19 protein-coding genes and 2 pseudogenes are annotated in these 24,632 nt (G+C 71.5%); 4 read left to right on the forward strand and 17 right to left on the reverse strand.

Features of this window, described 5'->3' with window-relative positions; genetic code table 11:
* The first annotated feature begins 212 nt into the window (after positions 1 to 212).
* Complete coding sequence (locus tag ABZ078_RS40875) at positions 213 to 773, forward strand: putative glycolipid-binding domain-containing protein (RefSeq protein WP_356583605.1); 561 nt, start codon at positions 213 to 215, stop codon at positions 771 to 773.
* A 66-nt stretch (positions 774 to 839) separates the two neighbouring features.
* Here ABZ078_RS40875 and ABZ078_RS40880 read toward each other — a convergent pair whose 3' ends face one another.
* From ABZ078_RS40880 to ABZ078_RS40900, 5 genes are all read right to left on the reverse strand, one after another.
* Entirely contained in the window at positions 840 to 2,480 is a 1,641-nt protein-coding gene (locus ABZ078_RS40880) for an ABC-F family ATP-binding cassette domain-containing protein (protein ID WP_356583606.1), read from the reverse strand.
* Between the two features lie 116 nt (positions 2,481 to 2,596).
* Complete coding sequence (locus ABZ078_RS40885; RefSeq protein WP_356583607.1) at positions 2,597 to 3,619, reverse strand: oxidoreductase; 1,023 nt, start codon at positions 3,617 to 3,619, stop codon at positions 2,597 to 2,599.
* Between the two features lie 156 nt (positions 3,620 to 3,775).
* The gene (locus ABZ078_RS40890; protein WP_356583608.1) at positions 3,776 to 5,476 is read right to left on the reverse strand and encodes a BCCT family transporter; all 1,701 of its coding nucleotides are present in this window, start codon (positions 5,474 to 5,476) and stop codon (positions 3,776 to 3,778) included.
* A 90-nt stretch (positions 5,477 to 5,566) separates the two neighbouring features.
* Positions 5,567 to 6,838, reverse strand: coding sequence for a M14 family metallocarboxypeptidase (locus tag ABZ078_RS40895; RefSeq protein WP_356583609.1), 1,272 nt, complete (start codon positions 6,836 to 6,838; stop codon positions 5,567 to 5,569).
* Positions 6,835 to 8,790 carry a Xaa-Pro dipeptidyl-peptidase gene (locus ABZ078_RS40900; RefSeq protein WP_356583610.1) on the reverse strand — a complete coding sequence of 652 codons (1,956 nt, stop codon included), beginning with the start codon at positions 8,788 to 8,790 and terminating at the stop codon, positions 6,835 to 6,837. Before ABZ078_RS40900 ends, ABZ078_RS40895 begins: the two co-directional genes overlap by 4 nt.
* A 208-nt stretch (positions 8,791 to 8,998) precedes the next feature.
* On the opposite strand from ABZ078_RS40900, the gene ABZ078_RS40905 reads away from it, so the two are divergent.
* Positions 8,999 to 10,576 carry a M1 family metallopeptidase gene (locus ABZ078_RS40905; RefSeq protein WP_356583611.1) on the forward strand — a complete coding sequence of 526 codons (1,578 nt, stop codon included), beginning with the start codon at positions 8,999 to 9,001 and terminating at the stop codon, positions 10,574 to 10,576.
* A gap of 7 nt (positions 10,577 to 10,583) precedes the next feature.
* On the opposite strand, the gene ABZ078_RS40910 is transcribed toward ABZ078_RS40905, so the two are convergent.
* Together ABZ078_RS40910 and ABZ078_RS40915 are read right to left on the reverse strand one after the other, a co-directional pair.
* Positions 10,584 to 11,495, reverse strand: a complete 912-nt coding sequence (locus tag ABZ078_RS40910; RefSeq protein WP_356583612.1) for an adenosine kinase — start codon at positions 11,493 to 11,495, stop codon at positions 10,584 to 10,586.
* Positions 11,496 to 11,767: 272 nt separating this feature from the next.
* Positions 11,768 to 13,234 (reverse strand): amino acid permease, encoded by a 1,467-nt coding sequence (locus tag ABZ078_RS40915; protein WP_356583613.1) that lies wholly within the window; start codon positions 13,232 to 13,234, stop codon positions 11,768 to 11,770.
* Positions 13,235 to 13,478: 244 nt separating this feature from the next.
* Here ABZ078_RS40915 and ABZ078_RS40920 point away from each other — a divergent pair, with 244 nt between their 5' ends.
* Positions 13,479 to 14,198, forward strand: coding sequence for a MerR family transcriptional regulator (locus ABZ078_RS40920; protein WP_356583614.1), 720 nt, complete (start codon positions 13,479 to 13,481; stop codon positions 14,196 to 14,198).
* Between the two features lie 149 nt (positions 14,199 to 14,347).
* Here ABZ078_RS40920 and ABZ078_RS40925 read toward each other — a convergent pair whose 3' ends face one another.
* From ABZ078_RS40925 to ABZ078_RS40945, 5 genes are all read right to left on the reverse strand, one after another.
* Entirely contained in the window at positions 14,348 to 16,525 is a 2,178-nt protein-coding gene (locus ABZ078_RS40925; RefSeq protein ID WP_356583615.1) for a 3-hydroxyacyl-CoA dehydrogenase NAD-binding domain-containing protein, read from the reverse strand.
* A gap of 34 nt (positions 16,526 to 16,559) precedes the next feature.
* A complete protein-coding gene (locus ABZ078_RS40930) occupies positions 16,560 to 17,774 on the reverse strand; it encodes an acetyl-CoA C-acetyltransferase (protein WP_356583616.1) in 1,215 nt (404 codons plus the stop codon).
* A gap of 40 nt (positions 17,775 to 17,814) precedes the next feature.
* Positions 17,815 to 18,957, reverse strand: a complete 1,143-nt coding sequence (locus ABZ078_RS40935) for an acyl-CoA dehydrogenase family protein (protein WP_356583617.1) — start codon at positions 18,955 to 18,957, stop codon at positions 17,815 to 17,817.
* On the reverse strand, positions 18,954 to 20,174 hold the full coding sequence (locus ABZ078_RS40940) for a CaiB/BaiF CoA-transferase family protein (protein ID WP_356583618.1): 1,221 nt from the start codon (positions 20,172 to 20,174) through the stop codon (positions 18,954 to 18,956). Before ABZ078_RS40940 ends, ABZ078_RS40935 begins: the two co-directional genes overlap by 4 nt.
* Positions 20,175 to 20,303: 129 nt before the next feature.
* On the reverse strand, positions 20,304 to 20,684 hold the full coding sequence (locus ABZ078_RS40945; RefSeq protein WP_356583619.1) for an MmcQ/YjbR family DNA-binding protein: 381 nt from the start codon (positions 20,682 to 20,684) through the stop codon (positions 20,304 to 20,306).
* A 91-nt stretch (positions 20,685 to 20,775) separates the two neighbouring features.
* On the opposite strand from ABZ078_RS40945, the gene ABZ078_RS40950 reads away from it, so the two are divergent.
* On the forward strand, positions 20,776 to 21,954 hold the full coding sequence (locus ABZ078_RS40950) for a saccharopine dehydrogenase NADP-binding domain-containing protein (RefSeq protein ID WP_356583620.1): 1,179 nt from the start codon (positions 20,776 to 20,778) through the stop codon (positions 21,952 to 21,954).
* Between the two features lie 82 nt (positions 21,955 to 22,036).
* Here ABZ078_RS40950 and ABZ078_RS40955 read toward each other — a convergent pair.
* From ABZ078_RS40955 to ABZ078_RS40975, 5 genes and pseudogenes are all read right to left on the reverse strand, one after another.
* A pseudogene (locus ABZ078_RS40955) lies at positions 22,037 to 22,857 on the reverse strand (SDR family oxidoreductase).
* A 69-nt stretch (positions 22,858 to 22,926) separates the two neighbouring features.
* Positions 22,927 to 23,073 carry a hypothetical protein gene (locus tag ABZ078_RS40960; RefSeq protein WP_356583621.1) on the reverse strand — a complete coding sequence of 49 codons (147 nt, stop codon included), beginning with the start codon at positions 23,071 to 23,073 and terminating at the stop codon, positions 22,927 to 22,929.
* Positions 23,074 to 23,140: 67 nt separating this feature from the next.
* Positions 23,141 to 23,839, reverse strand: coding sequence for an endonuclease V (locus ABZ078_RS40965; protein ID WP_356583622.1), 699 nt, complete (start codon positions 23,837 to 23,839; stop codon positions 23,141 to 23,143).
* 122 nt (positions 23,840 to 23,961) lie between these two features.
* Positions 23,962 to 24,285, reverse strand: coding sequence for a plasmid stabilization protein (locus tag ABZ078_RS40970; RefSeq protein ID WP_356583623.1), 324 nt, complete (start codon positions 24,283 to 24,285; stop codon positions 23,962 to 23,964).
* Between the two features lie 48 nt (positions 24,286 to 24,333).
* Positions 24,334 to 24,546: pseudogene (locus tag ABZ078_RS40975) on the reverse strand (oxidoreductase); the annotation flags it as partial.
* Between the last annotated feature and the right edge of the window lie 86 nt (positions 24,547 to 24,632).

The raw sequence follows: 24,632 nt of genomic DNA on the forward strand, positions 1-24,632 counted from the left end.
GGACGCCCGCCGCAGCAGCGGCAGGGACGCGGCGGTGGCGGTGGCGGTGGCGGTTCGCGCCAGGCGCCGCCCCCGGCCAACAGCGCGATGGCCGACGCGCTGCGCCGCGCGGGTCTGCTCGACCCGAAGCGGGGCAGGCGCTGAGACGACACGGTGAGCCCGGACTCCTCGGTACGGCACGCGGAGTGCGGGCTCGCCCGTAGGGTGACGGAGTGCCGACCACACGCGTCATCACCTGGGAAGTGTCGCAGAGCAGGGGCACCGAGACAGCCTGGATCGAGTTCGGCGGGGACGCCCTGCGGGCCCGCGGCCGAGCGGTCGGTACGGCTCCGGAGCCGTACTGGATCGCGTACGAACTCGACACGGCCGACGGGTTCGTGACCCGCCGGCTGTATGTCACCGCCGAGTCCGCGGACGGCACGCGTACGCTCGACCTCCGGCACGACGGAGCGGGCCGCTGGGCCGCGAACGGTGAGCGTCTGCCCGACGTCGACGGCGCACTCGACTGCGACCTGGGCCTGTGCCCGCTCACCAACACGATGCCGGTGCTGCGGCACGGGCTCCAGCTGGTGCCCGGGGAACGGGAGTTCCTGATGGCGTGGGTGTCGGTGCCGGATCTGACCGTTCTCTCCTCGCGGCAGACCTACCGGCATCTGGGGCGCGGGCGGATCCGCTTCGTGTCCGGCGACTTCCGCAGCGACATCGAGTTCGACGACGAAGGCTTTGTCGTCGACTACCCGGGGCTGGCGACGCGGCTCGGCCGAACCGGTTGACTGCCGCGCCTGTCGCGGGCCTGGTGCGTCTGCGCCCTGCTGCGTCACAGGCGCTGACGCACACGCCTAGCGTTCGGTCACCTTGCCGTCGGCGACGTCCAGGCGGCGGGTGACCTGGACCGCGTCGAGCATGCGGCGGTCGTGGGTGACCAGGAGCAGCGTGCCCTCGTAGGAGTCCAGCGCCGATTCCAGTTGCTCGATGGCGGGCAGATCGAGGTGGTTGGTGGGCTCGTCCAGGACCAGGAGGTTGACGCCCCGGCCCTGGAGGAGGGCGAGGGCGGCTCGGGTCCGTTCGCCCGGGGAGAGGGTGGCCGCCGAGCGCAGGACGTGGTCCGACTTCAGGCCGAACTTGGCCAGGAGCGTGCGGACCTCGACCGGCTCCGTCTCCGGGACGGCCGCGCAGAAGGCGTCCAGCAGGGACTCCTCGCCGTGGAACAGCTTGCGGGCCTGGTCGACCTCGCCGATCAGCACGCCGGAGCCGAGCGCCGACTGTCCCGCGGTCAGCGGGACGCGGCCCAGCAGGGCGGCCAGCAGGGTCGACTTGCCCGCGCCGTTGGCGCCCGTGACCGCCACCCGGTCCGCCCAGTCGATCTGGAGGGACACCGGGCCGAGGGTGAAGTCGCCGCGGCGCACCTCGGCGTCCCGCAGGGTCGCGACCACCGCGCCGGAGCGGGGTGCCGACGCGATCTCCATGCGCAGGTCCCACTCCTTGCGGGGCTCCTCGACGACCTCCAGGCGCTCGATCATGCGCTGGGTCTGGCGGGCCTTCGCGGCCTGCTTCTCGCTGGCCTCGCTGCGGAACTTGCGGCCGATCTTGTCGTTGTCGTTGCCCGCCTTGCGGCGGGCGTTCTTGACGCCCTTGTCCATCCAGGCGCGCTGTGTCTGCGCCCGGTCCTGGAGGGCGGCTCTCTTGTCGGCGTACTCCTCGTAGTCCTCGCGGGCGTGGCGGCGGGCCACCTCGCGCTCCTCCAGGTAGGCCTCGTAGCCACCGCCGTAGATGTTGATCTCCTGCTGGGCGAGGTCGAGTTCCAGGACCTTGGTGACCGTGCGGGTGAGGAACTCGCGGTCGTGGCTGACGACCACCGTGCCGGCGCGCAGGCCGCCGACGAAGCGTTCCAGTCGCTCCAGGCCGTCCAGGTCCAGGTCGTTCGTCGGCTCGTCGAGCAGGAAGACGTCGTAGCGCGACAGGAGCAGCGAGGCCAGTCCGGCTCGGGCCGCCTGGCCGCCCGAGAGGGAGGTCATCGCCTGGTCCAGGTCCACGGCCAGGCCCAGCGAGTCGGCGACCTCCTCGGCACGCTCGTCGAGGTCGGCGCCGCCCAGGCCCAGCCAGCGCTCCAGGCTCGTCGCGTACCAGTCGTCCGCGCCCGGTGCCCCGTCGACGAGGGCCTGCGTCGCCTCGTCCATCGCGCGCTGCGCCTCGGCGACCCCGGTGCGCCGGGCCAGGAACTGCCGTACGGTCTCGCCGGGCCGCCGCTCCGGCTCCTGCGGGAGGTGTCCGACGGTCGCGGTCGGCGGGGACAGCCGCAGCTCGCCCTCCTCCGGTGCGGTCAGACCGGCGAGCAGGCGCAGCAGCGTGGACTTGCCCGCGCCGTTGGCGCCGACGAGGCCGATCACGTCTCCGGGGGCCACGACGAGGTCGAGCCCGCTGAACAGGGAGCGGTCGCCGTGGCCGGCGGCGAGGTTCTTGGCGACGAGGGTGGCGGTCACAGACCGCGATCCTAATCGCAGCGCCGGGCCGCGAGCACCTTCGTTTCCGGGTGCCGTCACCACCACGGGCGCCTACGGGTCGCAGCGGGCCGACGGCCCGGCGGGCGCCGTGGGTCTCACCTGGCCATCGCCTCCACCAGCACGCTCCCCGATGTCCGCGCCACCACGAACGACTCCCCCTTCACCGCCTTGGCGGCCAGCGCGATGCGGTGGCGGCCCGGTTCCAGGATGCCGTCGAAGACCTCGTGCGTGTGGGTGCGGTACAGGCGGTCGAGGCGGTAGGTCGTGAGTCGGACCCGGCAGGGTGAGGTGACCTCGACGCCCGCCTCGCCGTCGGCGGCGACCAGGCGGGTCAGCCGGCGCCGCTCCACCGGGCTGCGGTCCAGGGCGTGTTCGATCTGCGCGACCAGCAACGGCACGATCGGCGCGAGCCCGTCGACGTACGCCACGTCGACTCCGGCGCCCGCGAAGGCGCGGCGTACGGCGGCGCGCTGCTCCTCGCCGACCGCTCGGCCGAAGGCGACGGCGCCGTAGGCGCGCAGTTCGTCGGCGGGGACGCCACCGACGTCATGGGTGATGTCGGCTCCGATGCCGATGGTGCGCAGGGCCGCGGCGAGCTTGGCGAGGAGGGCGACCCGGGCCCCGATGAGGAGCACGCGGCGGCGCTCCGTTCCGCTGTCGCGGTCGAGCAGGGAGCCGAGCGCCGCCCGGTACTCGGCGCCGTGGAAGCGGAAGGGACCGATGCCGTGGTAGCCGTTGAGCTCCAGATCGGCGTGTTCGTCGGTCTGCCAGGCGAAGTCCCGCCAGATGTAGTCGTCGTCCTCCTTGTCGATGGCGGCGGTGACGGCGCCGCAGGCCAGGTCCTCGCAGTCCGGGCAGCCGTAGATGACGTACCGGCCGCCGGGAAGCGGGGCGTCGGCCTCCAGGAGCAGGCTGCGGACCTGTGCGGTGAAGATGGCGGGCGGGACGTCGGAGGCGAGCGGGGAGACGGCGTCGAGGTCGGAGAGCTGGAACAGCAGCGGGCGTCCGTCGACGATGAAGTCCACGAAGTCCCGGTGCACCTGGTAGTCACCGTTGGCGAGGACGCCACCGGCACGCATCGCCGGTGCCAGGCCGAAGGTCGCGTACTCGGCAGACATGCTGTGAGTATCCCCAGGACGGGACCGATATGAGCGCGGCATGACATATTCCGCTACATCGGGCATGGGGGGTGAGCGGGCGCCCGAGCGGCGTGGGGGCGCGGAGGAGGCGGCCGAGCTCGCCTCCTCCGCCTCCTCCGCCCGTGTGCGCGCCGCTCAGGCGTGGTCGTGGCCCAGCGGGTCGCCCTCCGCTCCGGTGCCGGGGCCTGGTCCGACCTTGATCTCGAATTCGCCGTCGTACCTCTTGTGGCCTTCGATGACGGCGAGTTCGACGGCTTCGGAGCCCATCTCGCCGCGCACGATGACGGGGTCCCGGCGCAGGTCGCGCATGAGGGCGACGCACATGCCGACCATCACGAGGACGAACGGCGCGGCGGCCAGGATCGTGAGGTTCTGCAGGCCGGTGAGCGCGTCGCCCTGGCCGCTGCCGACGAGCAGCATGATGGCGGCGACGGCTCCGGTGACCACGCCCCAGAACACGACGACGACGCGGCCGGGTTCGAGGGCGCCCTTCTGGGAGAGCGTGCCCATCACGATGGAGGCGGCGTCGGCTCCCGAGACGAAGAAGATGCCGACCAGGATCATCACGAGCAGGCTGGTGACGGTCGCGATGGGGAATTCCTGGAGGACGCCGAAGAGTTGGCCCTCGGGGGTTTCCTCGCCGCCGAGGGCGCCGCCCTCCCTCAGCTTCATCGCCGTACCGCCGAACACGGCGAACCAGACGAGGCTGACGGTGCTGGGCACGAGGATGACGCCGCCGACGAACTGCCGGATGGTGCGGCCGCGGCTGATGCGGGCGATGAACATGCCGACGAAGGGCGTCCAGGAGATCCACCAGGCCCAGTAGAAGACGGTCCAGCTGCCCAGCCAGTCCGCGACGCCCTCGCCGCCGCTGGCCTCGGTGCGGCCGGCGAGCTGGGGCAAGTCGCCGAGGTAGGAGAAGACCGAGGTGGGCAGCAGGTCGAGCACGATGATCGTGGGGCCCGCGACGAACACGAAGACCGCGAGGATCAGGGCGAGCACCATATTGGTGTTGGACAGCCACTGGATGCCGCGCTCGATGCCGGAGACGGCCGAGGCGACGAAGGCCAGGGTCAGCACGGCGATGATGGCGACGAGCAGGCCGGTGCTCACGTCGTCCATCCAGTCCAGTTCCTGGAAACCCGAGCCGATCTGGAGCGCGCCGAGGCCCAGGGAGGCCGCGGAGCCGAAGACGGTGGCGATGATCGCGAGCACGTCGATGACCCGGCCGCCGACGCCGTTGGCGTGCTTCTCCCCGATGAGCGGCGTGAACACCGCGCTGATGGTCTGGCGCCGGCGCCGCCGGTAGGTGCTGTAGGCGATGCCGAGACCGACGACCGCGTAGATCGCCCAGGGGTGCAGCGTCCAGTGGAAGAGGGTGGTGGCCATCGCCGTCTCCATGCGCTCGGCGGAGTCGGCGGGGCTGGTGCCCGGCGGTGGGGCGTCGTAGTGCGAGAGAGGCTCGCTGACGCCGTAGAACATCAGGCCGATGCCCATGCCGGCGCTGAACATCATCGCGACCCAGGACACGGTCCTGAACTCGGGTTCCTCGCCCTCGGCGCCGAGGTGGATACGGCCGTAGCGGCTGATCGCGAGCCACAGGGCGAACACCACGAAGCCCGAGGCGGCCAGCATGAAGCCCCAGCCGCCGTTGTGGATCAGGCCGTTGAGCATCTTCGTGGACACGCTCTCCAGCGAGTCCGTGGCTGTCCAGCCCCAGATCACGAAGGCCACGGTGATGGCGGCGGCGACGCCGAACACCACTCGGTCCGTTTCGTGGCCGGAAACGTCCGGCGGACTTTCCCGGCCACCTCTCTTCTTCAGGTCGTCAGTCATCTGCGGCACCTTCCCCGGGAAGACGGTGGACACGCCGGGTTCCACGTCGTCTCCCAGGACCTACCACAGATCCCGTCGATCTCAGTGGTTTCAGCAGGCGGTGTCAGGCTCACCTGCCGTGATGTGATACGGGCCGCGCTCGTCGAGGAGCAGCGGGACGAGGGCGCGCAGGGACTGGCGGAGCGGGACCAGGGCGCCCCCGGAGGTCGCCCTCGCCTTCACTCCGTGCAGGGCGAGTTCGTCCTTGACCTGCGTGTACTGGTCGGAGGTGAGCCGGTAGCCGCAGGGCGGGTCCTGGATCACCTCGGCGGGTTCGGGCGGGTCGTTGTCGGCACCGCCGAGGTAGACGGGTCCGGTGTCGGCGTACCCGGCGAGCCGGGCCACGCCGGTCGCCCTCTCGACCTGTCCGCGGCGGACGTCGGTGAACCGGAACAGCCCCTTCAGAGCGTCGAGTTGGGAGTTCACCCGGCGCCGGTTGTTCAGCGATTCGTCCACCTGCTCCGCATCGCTGAGGGGGTCGACACGGCTCTCGATGAGCAGGCCGACCGAGTGCTTGATACCGGACATGTTCCGCAGGATGCGTTCCTGGCCGTCTCCGGCCACCTGCTTGACGGGGTCGCCGGTGACCGGGTCGGTCCAGATCCCGTATGTGCCGGTCGAGTGGCCGGCGCTCGTCGCGGCGGGGCGTACGTACGACTCGGACAGGGCCTGGGCCTCGTCGTGGACGTGTGCGTCGGTGTTGAGGTTGCGCGGCCACAGGTCGAACAGGTCCTTGTCGTAGTACGGGGGTGTGGCGCCGTACTCGTGCAGGTCGTAGACGACATCGGGGCGTTGGTCACGGATGACGGCGGCCAGGGCGCGGCCCTCGGCGGTCCGGAGCGCGAGGTGGTCGCGGTTGATGTCCACGCCGTCGCTGTTGCCGCGGGTGTCGGCGGCCCGGCCGTCCGGGTTGGCGGTGGGCACGACCAGCAACGTGGTCCGCTCCAGGAGGCGCCGGGTCTGCCGGTCGTCGGCGTAGGCCAGGTCGCGGACGGTGGACAGGCATGCCTCGCGACCGGAGGGTTCGTCGCCGTGCTGGCTGCACACCAGCAGCACCTTGTTCGGCGTGGGGCGGGTGCCGATGCGGACGAGCTGGAGCGGGCGGCCCTGCTTCGTCATCCCGATGCGGGCCACGGAGACCCTCGCGCTCGCCCTGTCGACGGTCGCGAGGAGTTCCTGCTCCTCGGGCTGGCTGGTCCAGCGGGCGCCGTTCGACGCCTCGAAGCCGGTGCGGGGCGGGGAGTCGACGGCGTGGGCGGGGACGGCCACGAGGGATGCGGCGAGGGCCGCCGTGGTCAGGGCGAAGGTGCGGATGGTCGTCACTGGCCTCCCTCCGGGATGCGGTGGACGGTGTGGGGTGCTCGCACGCCGTCGAGCGGCGCGGCCTCGGGGGTTGCGGACGGCGCGCCGGCGGTGGCGCGTGCGAAGGCGTGGGCGCCGCCGACCAGCGGGACGCGGGCCTTCGTACGGGAGAGGTCGAGCGTGAGGGTCGGCTTGGTCGACGGAGGGTCGATCAGGTCCTTGTCGGTGCCGGCGACGATCAGGGCGAGGCGGTGGCCGGCCGGGACGACGTGGTCGGTGGCGGCCAGGTCGAGGGTGATGGTGTACGCCTTGCCGGGGACGAGCGGCTCGCCCTCGTGGTCCGAGGCGTGGTTGCCCAGGTCGGCCCAGCCGCGGCTGACGACCGTGTAGTCGACGTCGGCGGTCTTGGCCTTCGTCTCCTTGAAGCAGGCGCTGTCGCCGCTGGTGCTCGCGCCCCAGCAGGTGCGGTCGGTGAGCGTGGTGATGCCCTCGCCGCTCGTCGCGTAGTCGCGGATGGTGTCGGGGCCGAGGTCGACCAGGACGGCGGACAGGTGGGCCGTGGAGGTGGTCGGGGTCGCGGTGACGGTGACCTCGGAGGAGCCGGACAGGCGCAGGTCGCGGGTGAGCGGCTTGGTCAGGAAGCCCGCCTTGTCGGGGGTGGGCGTGTCGATGTGGGCGGCCCAGTCCGTCTCGCCGTGCCGTGGGTCGTCGGTGAAGGTCTCGGTGCCCCTGCCCTTGCGCAGGCCGAGGACGCCGACGCCCGCCTGGGTTCCCTCGGCGGGGCGCAGGGTGGTGGTGTCGGTGCCGCGCGGCGGCCATGCCTTCGAGGTGACCCACTGGTCGGGGTGGCGCTCGATGTCGGCCATCGGCTCGCGGTCGATGCCGTTGTCGTAGCCGAGGAGTTCGTGGTCGAACCAGCGGTGCAGGGTGTCGACCCATTCGGCGCGACGGAAGTCGAAGGGGTCGACGTGGCCGGTCTGGGAGAGCCAGATCTTGCGCTCGACGCCGTTCTTCGCCAGGGCGTCCCACCACTGGCCGACGTGCTTCATACGGACGTTGAGGTCCTGCATGCCGTGGACCAGGAAGACGCTCGCCCTGACCTTGCGCGCGTCCTTCAGGTAGTCGCGCTCGGCCCACAGGGGCGTCCAGTCGCCGGTGCGCGGTGCCCCGGCGGCGAGCATCTGCTGGACGGCGCCGCACTTGGCGCGGGCGTCGGGACTGTCGACGTAGTTCGACAGCCAGTCCGGGCCGGAGTCGTACAGCGGGGCGCCCTGCTGGAAGTAGTAGTCGTACCAGGAGGAGATGGCGCTGATCGGCACGATGGTCTTCAGGCCCTCGACGCCGGTGGCGGCGACACCGTTGGCGATGGTGCCGTCCCAGCTCTTGCCGATCATGCCGGTGCGGCCGTTGGTCCAGGTCGCCCTGGCCTTGGTGGTGCCGGTGCGGGTCGTGTACGCCTTCGCGCGGCCGTTCAGCCAGTCGACGACGGCCTTCGCGGAGAGGATGTCGGAGCGGCCGCCGACGTCCACACAGCCGTCGGAGCGGTTGGTGCCCGCCAGGTCGACGCCGACGACGGCGTAGCCACGGGGCACGAAGTAGTTGTCGTAGAACAGCGGCATCTGGACGACGTCGCCGTTCGCGTCGTACGTCTTCTTCTGGCTCTCGTTGCCGCGCCCGCAGCAGGAGTAGTAGGGGCTGGCGTCCATGATGACGGGCACCTTGCGGCCCTGCTGGGCCGCTTCTCGGGGCCGGACGACGTCCACGGCGACGCGGTCGGTCCTGCCGTCGCGGTCGAGGTCGAGTCCGGTGTCCACCCATACGGCCTCGCGGATGGCGTTCTCGAACGAGTGGACGGGGCTGCTCTCCCGCGGGGCGGCGTGTGCCGTCACGGGTGAGACGGACGCGGCCAGCAGAGCGACCGTGGCCGCCGTCGCGAGCGGTCTCCAGATCGTGCAGCGCATGCGTATCGGCATGCGCGGACGGTACATCGGTGAACTCCGGGGCAGAAGAGGGCGGCTGACGGTGTGTGAAGCCCAGTGTGGCCGATAGTCGCCCCTGGGGCGGGTCGCCTCATGACGGCCGAATGGCGATCGTGTGACAGCGGTGGTCATGCACACACCCGGGCCACAGGTACTGAATAGGCTCCGGACAGACTTCGGGCCCCTACGACTTGGAGCTTTCGTGCACCGCAGAATCATGGCGCCGGGCGCACTCGCAGCCGCCTCTTTGATGCTGGTGATCCCGGCGTCGGCCGCGAGCCACTCCCCCGGCGCTCCGGGCATCGGCGACCCCTACTACCCGGCCTACGGCAACGGCGGATACGACGTCTCCCACTACGACCTGCGGCTGAAGTACCAGCCGGCCACGGACGAGTTGGAGGGTACGGCGACCCTGCTGGCGAAGACGACGCAGGACCTGTCCCGGTTCAACCTGGACTTCCTGCTGGACGTCGGCGAGGTCCGGGTCAACGGCGCGAAGGCGTCGTTCGCGACCTCGGGCGAGCACGAGCTGGAGATCACACCGAAGAAGCCGCTGGCCAAGGGCACGGACCTCACGGTGGTCGTGCGCTACCGCGGTGTGCCGTCGTCGAAGAAGGCGTACGGATTCACCAGCTGGCACCGCACCCCGGACGGCGGTGTCGCGGCGAACGAACCCGAGGCCGCCTGGTGGTGGTTCCCCAGCAACGACCATCCGCTGGACAAGGCGACGTACGACGTGTCGGTGCTGGTCCCCGACGGCACGCAGGCCATCTCCAACGGCACGCTGCAGTCGACGAGTTCACGACTGGGCTGGACCCGCTACAACTGGCGCTCCGACAAGCCGCAGGCGACCTATCTCGCCACGCTCGCGGTCGGCAGGTTCGACGTGACCACGGGGACGAGCGAGAGTGGTATTCCGGTCATCAACGCCTACAGCAAGGACCTCGGCGCCCACTACGGCGCCGCGCGGGCGAGCATCGAGCGGACCGGGGAGATCGCCGACTGGCTGACCGAGTACTTCGGGCCGTACCCCTACAACGCGCTCGGCGGGTACGTCCCGAACACCGACACCGGGTACGCGCTGGAGACGCAGACCCGGCCGTTCTACAGCCCGCGGAACTTCGCGAACGGGTCGAACACCTCCATCGTCGTCCATGAGCTGGCCCACCAGTGGTACGGCGACCTGGTGTCCGTCAAGGACTGGAAGGACATCTGGATCAACGAGGGCTTCGCGCGCTACGCGCAGTGGCTGTGGTCCGAGCACGAGGGCGAGGGGACGGCGCAGGAGATCGCCGACTACGTGTACGCCTCGCGGGCGGCCGACGATCCCTTCTGGAAGGTCGAGCCCGGTGATCCGGGGCCGGAGAACCAGTTCCACGTCGCGGTCTACGACCGGGGTGCGCTGGCCCTGCAGGCGCTGCGCAACGAGATCGGGGACGACGCGTTCTTCGCGATCCTCAAGGGCTGGCCGCAGAAGTACGCCCACGGCAACGCGTCGGTGGCGGACTTCCAGCGGTACGCCGAGGAGGTGTCGGGGCGGCCGCTGGCGGCGCTGTTCGACACATGGCTGTTCCAGCCGTCGAAGCCGGCCGCTCCTGCGGCGCGCAGCGCCTCCATCGCCGGGTCGGCCGGGGCCGCCCTGGTGCGGCCGAAGTCCTGGAAGAAGATCGCGGCGACGAACGGCGTGCACGACCATGGGCGCGAGCACGGACACGGCCAGGCGCACGGGCACGGGCACGGGCGTGCCGAGCAGAAGCACGAGCACGAGCACGAGCACTGACGTCGTCCTAGGGTGCCTCGAACGAGGCCACCCGCTTGAGGAGTTCGTCCCGGTCGATCGCGTCCGTCTCCGTCGACGGAACCGTGCAGGCATGGGCGCCGGCCACCGCGCCGTACAGGGCGCATCGGTGCGGTGGCTCGCCGGACAGCCTGCCGTGGAGGTAGGCGGCCGCGAAGGCGTCGCCGGCGCCGTTGGAGTCGACCACCGGCGCCGGTGGGGTCACCGTCGGGGTGTGCGTGGCCTCTCCGTCGGTCAGGAGGTACGCGCCGTCGGCTCCGGCGGTGGCGACGACCGCCTCGGCTCTCCCCCGCTCGGCGATGCGGCGCATGGTCCGCTCCGGGTCGGTCAGGGCGGCCGCGGAGAGGAACACCACGTCGGCCGTGTACGCGAAGGGCTCGTGGTACGGGTTCTCGCCGTCCCAGTTGTGCAGGTCGGTGGAGAGGGTGACACCGGCCTCGCGGAGGAGGGGCAGGGCGTGGGCGCAGGGGTGCGTGATCGACACGTGCGCGTGGCGGCTCGCCCCGGCGAGGGTGCGCAGCGTGTCCTCGGGGAACCGGTCGTCGGCGTGCGCCCTGCTGGTGTCGTACAGGGACAGCCGCCGTCCGTCCGGCCCGACCAGGTTCACCGCGCGCTTGGTGCCGGCGGGCTGCGGGATCTCGGTCAGGGCGATGCCGCGCTCGCGGTGCAGGGCGCGGACGAGGTCGCCCTCGGGGTCGTCGCCGAGGAAGTCGACGTGGTGGGTGCGCAGGCCGAGGGCGCTCAGACCGACGGCCACGAAGTCCCCGGTCTGACCGGCGCGGGCGCGGATCCCGCTGTCGACCATGTAGCTGTCGGCGTACGGGAGCGGCAGCTCGGGGACGTGGATGACGGTGTCCACCCCGGCGCCGCCGAGGACGAGCACGTCGATGTCGCGGCTCAACTTGGGCCCTCCCCGCGGTCGTGGACGGTGGCGTGGAACGCTCCGCCGGGCGGGCGGACACGCTCGCCGTATGCCTGCCGGTCGGTGGGCGGCCGCGAGTCGCAGGTGGTCGGTCGCGCGGTTCCCCGCGCCCCTTCGGCGCGCGTCCCCGACGCCACGCCTCGACGCCGTCCACCGAAGCGGCGGTGGCGTCACCCCGGATGTGAGTGATCTCCGACATGACGCCACCGTAGAGGCCGCCACTGACAAACGGCGTCCGACTACTTGTCCGACTACTTGGTGAGCTCGGTCAGCTCCCGGTCCTCCTGGCGTGCCACCCGGCGGCGGATCGCGTACCAGCCGCCGACCAGCATCGCCGCGATCAGGGGGATGAGCAGGAGGGTCTTGCGGCCGACCTCGGGGTCGTTCCACATCATGCCCAGGCAGGCCAGGAGGAAGACGATCGTGGCGATCTCCGCGACCGGGCTGCCGGGGAGGCGGAAGGAGGGACGGGCGACCAGCCCGGCCTTGGCGCGGCGGACGAAGACCAGGTGGCAGATCATGATGATCACCCAGGTGCTGATGATGCCGAGGGAGGCGACGTTCAGCACGATCTCGAAGGCCTGGGCGGGCATGAGGTAGTTCAGGCCGACGCCGAGGACGCAGACCGCGCAGGTGAGCAGGATGCCGCCGTAGGGCACCTGGCTGCGGTTCATGCGGGCGGTGAACTTCGGGGCCGAGCCCGCCATCGCCATGGAGCGCAGGATGCGGCCCGTGGAGTACAGGCCGGAGTTGAGGGAGGACATCGCGGCCGTCAGGACCACGAGGTTCATCACGTCACCCGCCGCCGGGACGCCGATCTTCGACAGCACCGTGACGAAGGGGCTCTCGTCGGCGGAGTAGACCGAGCCGGGGAGCAGCAGGGCCAGCAGGGCGACCGAGCCGACGTAGAAGAGGCCGACGCGCCACATGATCGAGTTCACGGCGCGCGGGACGACCTTCTCCGGCTCGGCGGTCTCGCCGGCGGCGACGCCGACCAGCTCCAGCGCGGCGTACGCGAAGATCACGCCCTGCATGACCAGGACGACGGGCATCAGGCCGTGCGGGAAGACGCCGCCGTTGTCGGTGACGACGCTCAGGCCCGGGGTCTGGCCGCCGACCTCGTGCTGGGTGGCGAGCAGGAAGATGCCGACGAACATGAAGGCGACGAGGGTGGCGACCTTGATGATCGCGAACCAGAACTCCATCTCACCGAAGATCTTCACCGAGATCAGGTTCACCGCCAGGACCACCGCGAGGGCGGCGAGGGCCAGCACCCACTGCGGGATGTCCGTGAACATGCTCCAGTAGTGCGTGTAGAGCGCGATCGCCGTGATGTCGGCGATGCCGGTAGTCGACCAGTTCAGGAAGTACATCCAGCCGGCGACGTAGGCGCCCTTCTCGCCGAGGAACTCGCGCGCGTACGACACGAAGGAGCCGGACGACGGGCGGTAGAGGACGAGCTCGCCGAGGGCGCGGACGACGAAGAAGGCGAAGACGCCGCACACCAGGTAGGCGATCGCCAGCGCCGGACCCGCGTTGTGGAGGCGGCCGCCGGCGCCGAGGAAGAGGCCGGTGCCGATGGCCCCGCCGATGGCGATCATGTTGACGTGGCGGGCCTTGAGGTCCTTGCTGTAACCGGCGTCGCCCGCGTCCGCGGGCATCTGGGCCGCGTCGGTACGGGGTGCGGCCACTGCCGTGTTCACGGCGTCCTTGCTCACGGGGGTACCACTCTCTGGTGCGCCCGAGCGGGTCTCGCTCGGGTGTGCCGGACGTACGTATGGCCTGTGCCCTCGGTAAAGGCACAGACCAAGGGGCCACCTTCCCCCAAGCCCGGCGGATCACGCGGTGGCGGATGTCACAGAGCGTCGCTTCTCACACCGGTCGCCGTGGGGTCGCCGAAGGCGCCGCGGTACTGCTGACCGGAGGTGTCACAGCATTGGTGAGACAGCGATACTGCTGCACATGACGACCGACGCCGGGGAGCCGACCCTCACGATCGACGAGCTGGCCGCGCGGGCGGGTGTGACGGTCCGCACGGTGCGGTTCTACGGCACGAAGGGGCTGCTGCCGCCTCCGGTGATCGGTCCGCGCAGAGTGGGTCACTACGGGCGTGAGCACCTGGCCCGGCTGGCGCTCATCGAGGAGTTGCAGCAGCAGGGTATGACACTGGCGGCGATCGAGCGGTACCTCCAGCAGTTGCCGCCGGATCTGGATGCCCATGACCTCGCCATTCACCGGGCCGTGGTGGCGTCCTGGGCGCCGGACGCCGTCGAGACGGTGACGCGGGCGGAGCTGGAGCGGCGGGCGGGGCGGGTGCTCGGCGACGACGACGTGGAGCGGCTGGCCGCGATGGGGGTCGTCGAGGCCGGTGACGGCGGTGACTACCGCGTCGATCTCGGGCTGCTGCGGCTGGGGGTCGGGCTGCTGGACGTACCGCTGTCGCAGGAGGCGATCCTCGCGGCGCGCACGGTCCTCATCGAGCACTCGCGGGCCGCCGCGCACGACCTGTCGCAGTTGTTCCGCGGCGAGGTGGCGCAGCGCGCGGCGCGTGACGTGAAGTCGCTGTCCGCGCACATGCAACCCCTGGTGATGCAGGCCCTGCTGACGACCTTTCAGCGCTCGCTCAAGGAGGAGCTGCGTCAGTGGCTGAACGGCATGCCGGAGGACGGCGGATCCGCCTGACGCGTCGGGGCGACGCGGCGTCGGGGCGACGCGGCGATAAGGCGACGAGGCCGCTTCGGTCGGCCGCGTAGTTGCGCCCCCGGAGTGCGGCGCCGGGCAGGGACTCCCCCGCCCGGCATCCGACGCCCCGGCGCACCGACGCCCCGGCGTCACGCGTCCTCGAAGCGTTCCCCCTTCTCGGCCTTCTCCACCAGCAACGCCGGCGGCGTGAACCGCTCCCCGTACGTCTGCGCCAGCTCACGCGCGCGTGCCACGAAGCCGGCCGCACCGCCCTCGTAGCCGTTGATGTACTGCAGGACACCACCCGTCCAGCCGGGGAACCCGATGCCGAGGATCGAGCCGATGTTGGCGTCGGCGACCGAGGTCAGGACGCCCTCCTCCAGCAGCCGGACCGTGTCCAGCGCCTCGGAGAACAGCATGCGTTCCTGCATGTCCCGGAACGGGATCCGCGCGCCCTCGCGGGTGAAGTGCTCGCGCAGGCCCGGCCACAGAGCGGTCCGCCTGCCGTCCTCGTCGTACTCGTAGAAGCCGGCTCCGCCGCTGCGGCCCGGGCGGCCGAACTCGTCGACCATGCGGTCGATGACCGCCTCGGCGGGGTGGGCGGTCCAGTTGCCGCCCGCCTCCTCCACGGCCCGCTTGGACTCGCCCCGGATCTTGCGCGGGAGCGTGAGCGTCAGATCGTCCATCAGGGCGAGGACCTTGGCGGGGTAACCGGCCTGGGCCGCCGCCTGCTCGACCGACGCGGGCTCGATGCCCTCGCCGACCATCGCGACGCCCTCGTTGATGAAGTGGCCGATGACCCGGGAGGTGAAGAAGCCGCGCGAGTCGTTCACCACGATCGGCGTCTTGCTGATCTGCCGGACCAGGTCGAAGGCGCGGGCCAGCGCCTCCTCGCCGGTCCGCTCGCCCTTGATGATCTCGACGAGCGGCATCTTGTCGACGGGCGAGAAGAAGTGCAGTCCGATGAAGTCGGCCTGGCGCTCGACGCCTTCGGCGAGGCTGGTGATCGGCAGCGTGGAGGTGTTGGAGCACAGCAGCGCGTCCGGCTCGACGATGTGCTGGATCTCCTGGAAGACCTTGTGCTTGAGCTCCGGGTTCTCGAAGACGGCCTCGATCACCGCGTCGCAGCCGGCCACGTCCTGGGGGTCGGCCGTGGGGGTGATGCGGGCCAGCAGCGCGTCCGCCTTGTCCTTCGTCCAACGGCCCCGGGAGACCGCCTTCGCGCAGAGCTTCTCGGAGTAGCCCTTGCCCTTGAGGGCCGCTTCCAGCGACACGTCCTTCAGGACGACGTCGATCCCCGCTCGGGCGCACGAGTAGGCGATGCCCGCGCCCATCATCCCGGCGCCCAGGACGGCGACCTTGCGGACCCCCCGCGCCTCGATGCCCTGGGGGCGGTTGGCGCCGGAGTTGACCGCCTGGAGGTCGAAGAAGAACGCCTGGATCATGTTCTTGGAGGTCTGGCCCGCCGCCAGCTCCACGAAGTAGCGGGCCTCGATCACCTGAGCGGTCTCGAAGTCGACCTGGGCGCCCTCGACGGCGGCGGCGAGGATGTTGCGCGGGGCCGGGTAGGGGGCGCCGTTCGTCTGCTTGCGCAGGTTGGCCGGGAAGGCGGGCAGGTTCGCCGCGAACTTGGGGTTGGCGGGCGTGCCGCCCGGGATCTTGTAGCCGGGCCGGTCCCAGGGCTGCTGCGACTCGGGGTGGGCGTCGATGAAGGCGCGGGCCTTGGCGAGCAGTTCCTCCTGGGTGTCGGCCACGTCGTCGATCAGGCCGTTCTGCAGGGCGCGCCGCGGGTTGTACTGGGTGCCCTGGAGCAGGACCTTCAGCAGGGCGTCGGCGATGCCGAGGAGGCGTACGGTGCGCACGACGCCGCCTCCGCCGGGCAGCAGGCCGAGGGTGACCTCGGGGCAGCCGATCTTGGAGCCGGGCGCGTCGAGGGCGATGCGGTGGTGGCAGGCGAGCGCGATCTCGTAACCGCCGCCCAGGGCCGCGCCGTTCATCGCGGCGACGACCGGCTTGCCGAGGGTCTCGATGCGCCGCAGGTGGCGTTTGATCGCCATGCCGCCGTCGAACAGCTCCTGCGCGGTCTCCGGGGTGACCCGGATCAGGTCGCGCAGGTCGCCGCCGGCGAAGAAGGTCTTCTTGGCGGAGGTGATGATGACACCGCGGATGGTGTCCTTCTCGGCCTCCAGGCGGTCGGTGATCGCGGCGAGGGAGTCGCGGAACGCCTGGTTCATGGTGTTCGCGGACTGGTTCGGGTCGTCGAGGACGAGGGTGACGAGGCCGGTGCGGTCCTGTTCCCAGCGGATGGTCGTGGACTCAGTGCTCATGTGGAGGTGCTCCGTGTGATCCGTCGGGAGGGGGTCAGATGCGCTCGACGATGGTGGCGACGCCCATGCCGCCGCCCACGCACAGCGTGGCGAGGCCGTACCGCTTGTCCTGGCGCTCCAGTTCGTCGACGAGCGTGCCGAGGATCATGGCGCCGGTCGCGCCGAGCGGGTGGCCGAGGGCGATCGCGCCGCCGTTGACGTTGACCTTGTCCAGGGACAGGCCCATGTCCTTCACGAAGCGCAGGACGACCGCCGCGAACGCCTCGTTGATCTCGACGAGGTCGATGGCGTCGATGGTCAGCCCGGCCTTGGCGAGCGCCTTGCGGGTGGCGGGGGCGGGGCCGGTGAGCATGATGGTGGGCTCGGAGCCGGAGACGGCGGCGGAGACGATCCGCGCGCGCGGTGTGAGCCCGTAGCGCTCGCCGACCTCCTTCGAGCCGATCGCGACCAGCGAGGCACCGTCGACGATGCCGGAGGAGTTGCCCGCGTGGTGGACGTGGTCGATCTTCTCGACCCAGTGGTACGTCTGGAGCGCCACGGCGTCGAATCCGCCCAGGTCGCCGATGTCCGCGAAGGACGGCTTGAGCTTGGCCAGCGAGTCGGCGGTGGTGCCCGGCCGCATGTGCTCGTCGTGGTCGAGGACGACGAGGCCGCTGCGGTCCTTGACCGGGACGACGGACCGGTCGAAGCGGCCCTCCTTCCAGGCCGTCGCCGCGCGCTCCTGCGACAGTGCCGCGTACTCGTCGACGTCGCGGCGCGAGAAGCCCTCGATGGTGGCGATGAGGTCGGCGCCGATGCCCTGCGGCACGAAGTTGACGGCGAGGTTGGTCATCGGGTCGTTGAACCAGGCACCGCCGTCCGAGGCCATCGGCACCCGGGACATGGACTCGACGCCGCCCGCGAGGACGAGGTCCTCCCACCCCGAACGCACCTTGGCGGCGGCCAGGTTGACGGCCTCCAGGCCCGAGGCACAGAAGCGGTTCTCCTGCACGCCCGCGACCGTGTCCGGGAGTCCGGCCGCGATGGCGGCGATACGGGCGATGTCGGAGCCCTGGTCGCCGACCGGGCCGACGACGCCCAGCACGATGTCGTCGACGGCGGCGGGGTCGAGGTCCGGGAAGCGGTCGCGGATCTCGTGGATGAGACCGACGACCAGGTCGATGGGCTTGGTGCCGTGCAGGGCGCCGTTCGCCTTGCCGCGGCCGCGCGGGGTGCGGATCGCGTCGTACACGTACGCTTCGGTGCTCACAGGGAAGCCTTTCGGTGAGGGTCGGCCCGGCAGGAGGGCCTCAGCCGAGCAGGGAACGGCCGATGATCTCCTTCATGATCTCGGTCGTCCCGCCGTAGATGGTCTGGATGCGGCCGTCGGTGAAGGCACGGGCGACCGGGTGTTCGCTCATGTAGCCGTAGCCGCCGTGCAACTGCAGACAGCGGTCGGCGACCCGCTTCTGGAGCTCGGTCGCCCACCACTTGGCCATCGAGGCGTGGACGGCGTCGAGCTCGCCGTTCGAGTGGTCCGCTATGCAGCGGTCCAGGAACGTGCGGGTGACGGCGCACTCGGTGGCCATCTCGGCCACCTCGAAGCGGATGTGCTGCTTGGTCGCCAGGGGGCGCCCGAACGCCTCGCGCTCCTTGACGTACCGCGTGGTGATCTCCAGCAGGTGCTCGGCGGCGGCGATCGCGGACACGGCGATGCTCAGGCGTTCCTGGGCGAGGTTCGTCATCAGGTGGACGAAGGCGCCGTCGAGGTCGCCGAGGAGGTTCTCCTTCGGCACGCGGACGTCCCGGAAGAACAACTCGGCCGTGTCCTGCGCCTTCTGGCCGATCTTGTCGAGGTTGCGGCCGCGCTCGAAGCCCGCGATGCCGCGCTCGACGACGAGCAGCGACAACCCGTGCGCGCCACCCTCGGGGGTCGTCTTCGCGACGACGATCACCAGGTCGGCCAGGATGCCGTTGGAGATGAACGTCTTGGAGCCGTTGAGCACCCAGTGGTCGCCGCGGTCCTCGGCGTGGGTGCGGATGCCCTGGAGGTCGGATCCGGCGCCGGGTTCGGTCATCGCGATGGCGGTGATCAGCGTGCCGTCGCAGAAGCCGGGCAGCCAGCGGCGCTTCTGCTCATCGGTGGCGAGACCCGTCAGGTAGGGGCCGATGATGTCGTTGTGGAGTCCGAGGGCGAGGCCCGGGGCGCCCGCGCGGGTGAACTCCTCGGCGAGGACGGCGCTGTACCGGAAGTCGGGGGTGCCGCCGCCTCCGTACTCCTCGGGCACGGCGAAGCCGAGCAGGCCCTGCTTTCCGGCCGCGCGCCAGGCGTCGCGGGAGACGATGCCGTCCTTCTCCCACTGCTCGTAGTACGGCAGCACCTCCCGGGCGAGGAAGGCCCGCACGGTCTCCCGGAACGCGTCGTGCTCGGGAGCGAAGATCCGCCGTTTCATTCGAGGCCCTTCATGTCTGCGTGGCTCGCGTCCGGGCGTGCCGTACCGGCGCCCTTCGGATTCGGAGGTGTCACCTCGGCGCTCGCCACGCCGGGGGCACTCAGCAACCCGGGTACGCCCCAGTCGCGGGCCACCTCCGCCGTGTCGGCGCCCGGTTGGGCGGGGCCGGTGCGTACGGCGGTGGGGGTGGCGGAGAAGCGGGGGGCGGGGGCGGGCTGGGTGATGCCGCCGTGGTCGGTGAAGGTGCCGCGGGCGGCGAGGTGCGGGTGGTGCGGGGCCTCACGCAGCGACAGCACGGGGGCCACGCAGGCGTCGGTGCCCTCGAAGACGGCCGTCCACTCGTCCCTCGTACGGCACTTGAAGCGGGCCGCGACCGCCGCGCGCAGCTCGCCCCAGCGCGTCCAGTCCTTGCGGGCGGACGCGAACTCCGTGACACCGAGCAGTCCCAGGAACTCGTCGTAGAACTGGGGCTCCAGGGCGCCGACCGCCATGTACTTCCCGTCGGCCGTCTCATAGGTGCCGTAGTAGGGGCAGCCGCCGTCCAGGAGGTTGGCGCCGCGCCGGTCCTGCCAGCCGCCGGCGGCGAGCATGCCGTGGATCATCGCGGCGAGGTGGGAGGTGCCGTCGACGATGGCGGCGTCGACGACCTGGCCGGCGCCGCTCGCGCGCGCGTGGTGGAGGGCGGCGAGGACGCCCACGACGAGGTAGAGGGAGCCGCCCGCGTAGTCGCCGACCAGGTTGGCGGGGACGGCCGGTGGCTCGTCGGGGCTGCCGATCATGCCGAGGGTGCCGGTGAGCGCGATGTACGCGATGTCGTGGCCGGCGCGGTGGGCGAGCGGCCCCTCCTGGCCCCAGCCGGTCATCCGGCCGTAGACCAGCGTGGGGTTGCGGGCGTGGCAGGCGTCGGGACCGACGCCGAGGCGCTCGGCGACACCGGGGCGATAGCCCTCGATGAGGATGTCGGCGCGTGCGACGAGGTCGAGGACGCGGGCCGCGCCGTCGGGCGACTTTAGGTCGACGACCACGGAGCGCTTGTTGCGGTTGGTGATGTCGTACTCGGGGTCGATCGCGAGCCCCGTGCCGCCGGGCCGGTCCACGCGGACGACGTCGGCGCCCAGGTCGGCGAGGAGCATGGCGGCGAACGGGCCGGGCCCGATCCCGGCCAGCTCGACCACGCGCACGCCGGTGAGCGGGCCTCGTCCTGGCGTCGTCGCCATCCTGCCCCCAAGGGTATGACACAATCGCTGTAACACCTGTGATGCTAAGAACATGTTCCACTGGGCACAAGAGCAAGCGCTTAGCAAGTTGCCCGCAGGAAACCCGGCCGCGAACCTGTCCCGCTGAAATCAGCGCCCGTCCAGCTCGGCTGTCAGCCGCTTCGGCGCGATCGTGCGGTAGCTCTCCTCCACCCAGTCGCACAGCAGCTCGGCCGCCGGGGCGCCGTGGTGCTCCAGCGGGATGCTCACCCAGCCGGACCTGCCCAGGCCGTACCCGGCGGGCTCGGCACCCGGGCAGGTCAGGGCGTGCGCGTGGGCCGACTCGTCCGTGAGCTTCACCGTTATGCCCAGCGGATGGCTGCCGTCGTCGACGCCGAGGAAGACGAACACCTTCTTGTTGACCTTCGCGACCGTCTCGCCCCACGGGAAGTCCTCGGTGGCGCCCGGCAACCCCAGGGCGAAGTCCCGCACTTTCTCCCACTTCTTCAGGGCGTTCCTGGGCACGGCCACCGCATACCTCCGGGCTCGTCGTCGGGCTCCGCACCCCTCACGCTAGCCTCGGCCCCCGACAACGGCGCGAGCTGCGAGACCGAGGGGTGCCATGAGCAGGCCGAGCAGGGCGGATCGCCCGTACGACATCGTGCTCGTCGGAGCGACGGGCTTCGTCGGGGTACTCACCGCGGAATACCTCGCCGCGCAGGCACCCGAGGGGCTGCGCTGGGCGATCGCCGGCCGCAGCAAGGAGAAGCTGGAGCGGCTGCGCGACCGGCTGCCCGGCGGCGAGGGGATCGCGGTGGTGGAGGCGGACGTGTCCGATCCGGCCGCCGTGCGCCGTCTCGCCGAGCACGCGCGCGTGGTGGCCACGACGGTGGGCCCGTACCTGACCTACGGCGAAGACCTCGTCGCGGCCTGCGCGGACACCGGCGCCGACTACCTCGACCTCTGTGGGGAGCCGGAGTTCGTGGACCGGACGTACGTCCGGCACGACGCACGCGCGCGTGAGACCGGCGCGCGGCTGGTGCACGCCTGCGGCTTCGACTCCGTCCCGCACGACCTGGGCGCGTACTTCACCGTCCAGCAGCTGCCGGAGGGCGTTCCGCTCACGGTGGACGGGTTCGTGACAGCCGACGCCACCTTCTCGGGCGGTACGTTCGCCTCGGCGCTCCACCAGTTCTCACGCGGACGCCAGATGCTGGCCGCCGCGCGTGACCGTGCCCGCCACGAGCCGCGGGTGATGGGGCGCCGGGCCCTGGCGCCGACGGGCACGCCCCGGTTCGCCAGGGAGGTCGGTGCGTGGGCGCTGCCGCTGCCGACGATCGACCCGCAGATCGTCAAGCGCTCCGCGCGGGCCCTGGAGCGCTACGGCCCCGACTTCCGCTACCGGCACTACGCCGCCGTACGCCATCTGCCCGTCGCGGTCGGCGGTGTCGCGGCGATGGGCGCGCTCCTCACGGCCGCCCAAGTGCCGCCCGCCCGGCGCTGGTTGTCCGACCGGTTCAAGCCCGGCGAGGGGCCGGGTCCCGAGAAGCGCGCGCGGAGCTGGTTCTCCGTGCGCTTCGTCGGCGAGGGCGGCGGCCGGCGGGTGTTCACCGAGGTCGCGGGCGGTGATCCCGGGTACGGCGAGACGGCGAAGATGTTCGCCGAGTCGGCCCTGTCCCTCGCCTTCGACGAGCTGCCGCCGACGGCCGGGCAGGTCACGACGGCGGTCGCGATGGGGGACGCGCTGATCGAGCGGCTGCGCCGGGCGGGGATCACCTTCCGGGTGGCCGCCGGCCGGTGAGCTGAGCCCGCCGGCGGCCGCGCCCTGTCGGCGGCGGCTCCCAGGACGATGTGGGGCGCCGGGGTGAAGGACGGCCGTGCGGTCAGCCGCCGGTGGCGAAACCGGGGAAGAGGGTCATCCCGCCGTCCACGCAGAGCGTGGCGCCCACGACGTAGTCCATGAGGTCGGAGGCGAGACCGACGGCGGCGTGTGCGATGTCCTCCGGGTCGCCGACCCGATCGTAAGGAATCAGCTTGAGGAGGTCCTCGCGGGCTTGGGGCGTGTCCCAGGCGCCGCGGTTGATGGGGGTCCGGACGGCGCCCGGGGCGATGGCGTTCACGCGGAACTTCTTCGGCGCGAGCTCCTGGCGAGCGTCTCCGTCATCATCCGCACGCCGCCCTTGGACGCGGCGTAGTTGACGTGTCCGGCCCACGGGATGACCTGGTGCACCGAACTCATGCAGATGATCTTTCCGGCCGCGCGGGACACCTCGGGGACGACGCCGCGCCGCAGGAACTCCCTGGTGGCCTCCCGGGCGCACAGGAACTGCCCGGTGAGGTTCACGTCGAGGACCTTCCGCCACTGGTCGAGCGTCATCTCGGTGAACGGCGCGTCGCGCTGGAGACCGGCGTCGGCCACCAGGATGTCGATGGTGCCGAACTCCTCGACCATCCGGTTCGTCATGGCGACGACCTGGTCCTCGTCGGAGACGTCCGCCTCGTGGGCCGCCGCCCGCACCCCGAAGGACTCGATCTCCTCGACCGCCTTCTCGGCTTCCTCGCGGCCGGCCACGTAGTTCACGACCACGTCGGCCCCGGCGCGGCCGAAAGCCACCGCAGTCGCCCTGCCGATGCCGGAGTTCACCCCGGTGACCAGGGCCTTCTGGCCCTTGAGCAGGTGTGCGGGGAGCACGTCGCAGGGCATGCCGTCGGGGAAACTCTCGACCGCGGTCGGTTCAACCGCTCCACGAGGTGATCGCCCGCACGGGGGGCCTCAGAGCGGCCACCCCGCGAGGGTGTAGATCATCCCGACGATCCAGCCCAGCCCGGCCAGCGTGGCCAGGACCAGCGCGGCCGTCACGGCACGCTCGACGGGGCGGTCGGGGTCGGCGAGGGGCTTCGGTGAGCGGTGCGTCGTCATGCGGCCCAGCCTGCCGACCGGGCCGAGCCCGCCACATCCGTACGGGTACTCAGGCCACGTACTCAGATCAGGCGGCCGGGTGGGTCGCCTCCGTCAGCGCCTGTCGGCACAGGGAGTCCGCGCGGCGGGTGGTCTCCGGCAGCCGGTACTCGGGGGTCAGGGCGAGGGTGTGCGCGCAGGCGTTGTCGAGGCTCACGCGGTGGCCGACCGACACGAACACCGGTTTCACCCCGTCCCGGGTGCGCAGGGCGCGGCCGACCTCCTCGTCGTCCGCCATGAGGGGCGCGGACGAGCCGCGTGCGGCGCCGGGGTCGTCGTAGGTGAAGGTGAACGGGTTCTTGGCCACGCCGATCGTCGGCAGGCCGGTGAGGACGCCGAGGTGGGCGGCGAGGCCGAAGCGGCGCGGGTGGGCCCGGCCGTAGCCGTCGCAGACGACGAGTCCGGGCGGGCAGGGCAGGGCGTCGAGGGCGGCCAGCACCGTGGGCATCTCACGGAAGGCGAGCAGGCCGGGGACGTACGGGAAGGAGATCCGCCCGACGGCCGTGGCCTCGGCGACGACGCCGAGGCTCGCCGCGTCCAGGACGACGGCCGCCGCCGCGACCACGTCCCGCGCGTCGTCGTAGGCCACGTCGACCCCGGTCACGTGCCCGGCCCCTGCCGGTGGCCCCGGCTCGTCGAGGACCACCCGCTCCCGCAACTCGTCCTGGACGGCGCGGGCTTCTTCCTCGGTCGCGGGCCAGCCCGCGGGTATGCGTACGGTCGTCATGGTGGATCCGAGCGTACGGTGCCGGAGCCGACCGGCGCGGGCGCCGGGATGCGAGATCCCGAGTTCGCCGCCACGAGGACGGCGCCGGAACTGGAGCGGTACCGCGAGCGCCCCGCTGGGCCTCACTTGCCCAGCGCCTGCTTGAGCTGGCTCTTGTTCATGTCCGAACGCCCGTGGATGTTGCGCTTCTTGGCCTCCTCGTACAGCTGGTCGTAGGTGGGGCCCTGGGAGCCCTTGCCCGACCGCTGGCCGCCCCGCTTGCCCGAGGACATGTCCTGGGTGGACGTACGGCTGGCGGACTTGGACTCACCGGACCGGGCGCGTTCCTTGTTCACCGTCCGCGCCGCGATCTCCTTGGCGCGCGAGGTGCTCTCGCCCCGGTCCTGGGCACTCTTCTTGATGTGCTCGTACTGGCGTTCCCGCTTGGAGCTCGAACCGGCCGGCATGTGAGTCACTCCTCTCGTAGTCGGCGTCCGAGTACCCACATTCCGGCGTCAGCTCTCCAGCCGCGCGACCCGGCCCTTCTCCCCCGCGGCCCAGCAGCCCCGGTCCGGTGTGCAGTCCACGGTGTCGTACGAGCCGGTGTCGACGGTCCGCCAGGTGCGGCCGCCGTCCGTCGTCAGGTCGGTGCCGGTGGGGCCGACCGCGAGGGCGGCGGTGCGGCTGTGCGGGAGCCAGGCGACGCCGGAGCGGTAGGCGGGCGGGGGTGCAGCCTGGGGGCGAGCGAGGTCGAGCACATGGCCCGGATCTCCGGGGTGTCGGTCGAAGAGGCCATCACCCGGATCCACGAGGC

Source organism: Streptomyces sp. NPDC006385, from assembly GCF_040612485.1.
In the GTDB taxonomy this organism is placed as follows: domain Bacteria; phylum Actinomycetota; class Actinomycetes; order Streptomycetales; family Streptomycetaceae; genus Streptomyces.

Bases quoted from the DNA above. Each gene is read 5' to 3' on its own strand.
- ABZ078_RS40970 (WP_356583623.1), bottom strand. From the start codon at position 24,285: ATGCCGGCCGGTTCGAGCTCCAAGCGGGAACGCCAGTACGAGCACATC.
- ABZ078_RS40965 (WP_356583622.1), bottom strand. From the start codon at position 23,839: ATGACGACCGTACGCATACCCGCGGGCTGGCCCGCGACCGAGGAAGAA.
- ABZ078_RS40920 (WP_356583614.1), top strand. From the start codon at position 13,479: ATGACGACCGACGCCGGGGAGCCGACCCTCACGATCGACGAGCTGGCC.
- ABZ078_RS40890 (WP_356583608.1), bottom strand. From the start codon at position 5,476: ATGACTGACGACCTGAAGAAGAGAGGTGGCCGGGAAAGTCCGCCGGAC.
- ABZ078_RS40960 (WP_356583621.1), bottom strand. From the start codon at position 23,073: ATGACGACGCACCGCTCACCGAAGCCCCTCGCCGACCCCGACCGCCCC.
- ABZ078_RS40950 (WP_356583620.1), top strand. From the start codon at position 20,776: ATGAGCAGGCCGAGCAGGGCGGATCGCCCGTACGACATCGTGCTCGTC.
- ABZ078_RS40900 (WP_356583610.1), bottom strand. From the start codon at position 8,790: ATGCCGATACGCATGCGCTGCACGATCTGGAGACCGCTCGCGACGGCG.
- ABZ078_RS40935 (WP_356583617.1), bottom strand. From the start codon at position 18,957: ATGAAACGGCGGATCTTCGCTCCCGAGCACGACGCGTTCCGGGAGACC.
- ABZ078_RS40940 (WP_356583618.1), bottom strand. From the start codon at position 20,174: ATGGCGACGACGCCAGGACGAGGCCCGCTCACCGGCGTGCGCGTGGTC.
- ABZ078_RS40885 (WP_356583607.1), bottom strand. From the start codon at position 3,619: ATGTCTGCCGAGTACGCGACCTTCGGCCTGGCACCGGCGATGCGTGCC.
- ABZ078_RS40925 (WP_356583615.1), bottom strand. From the start codon at position 16,525: ATGAGCACTGAGTCCACGACCATCCGCTGGGAACAGGACCGCACCGGC.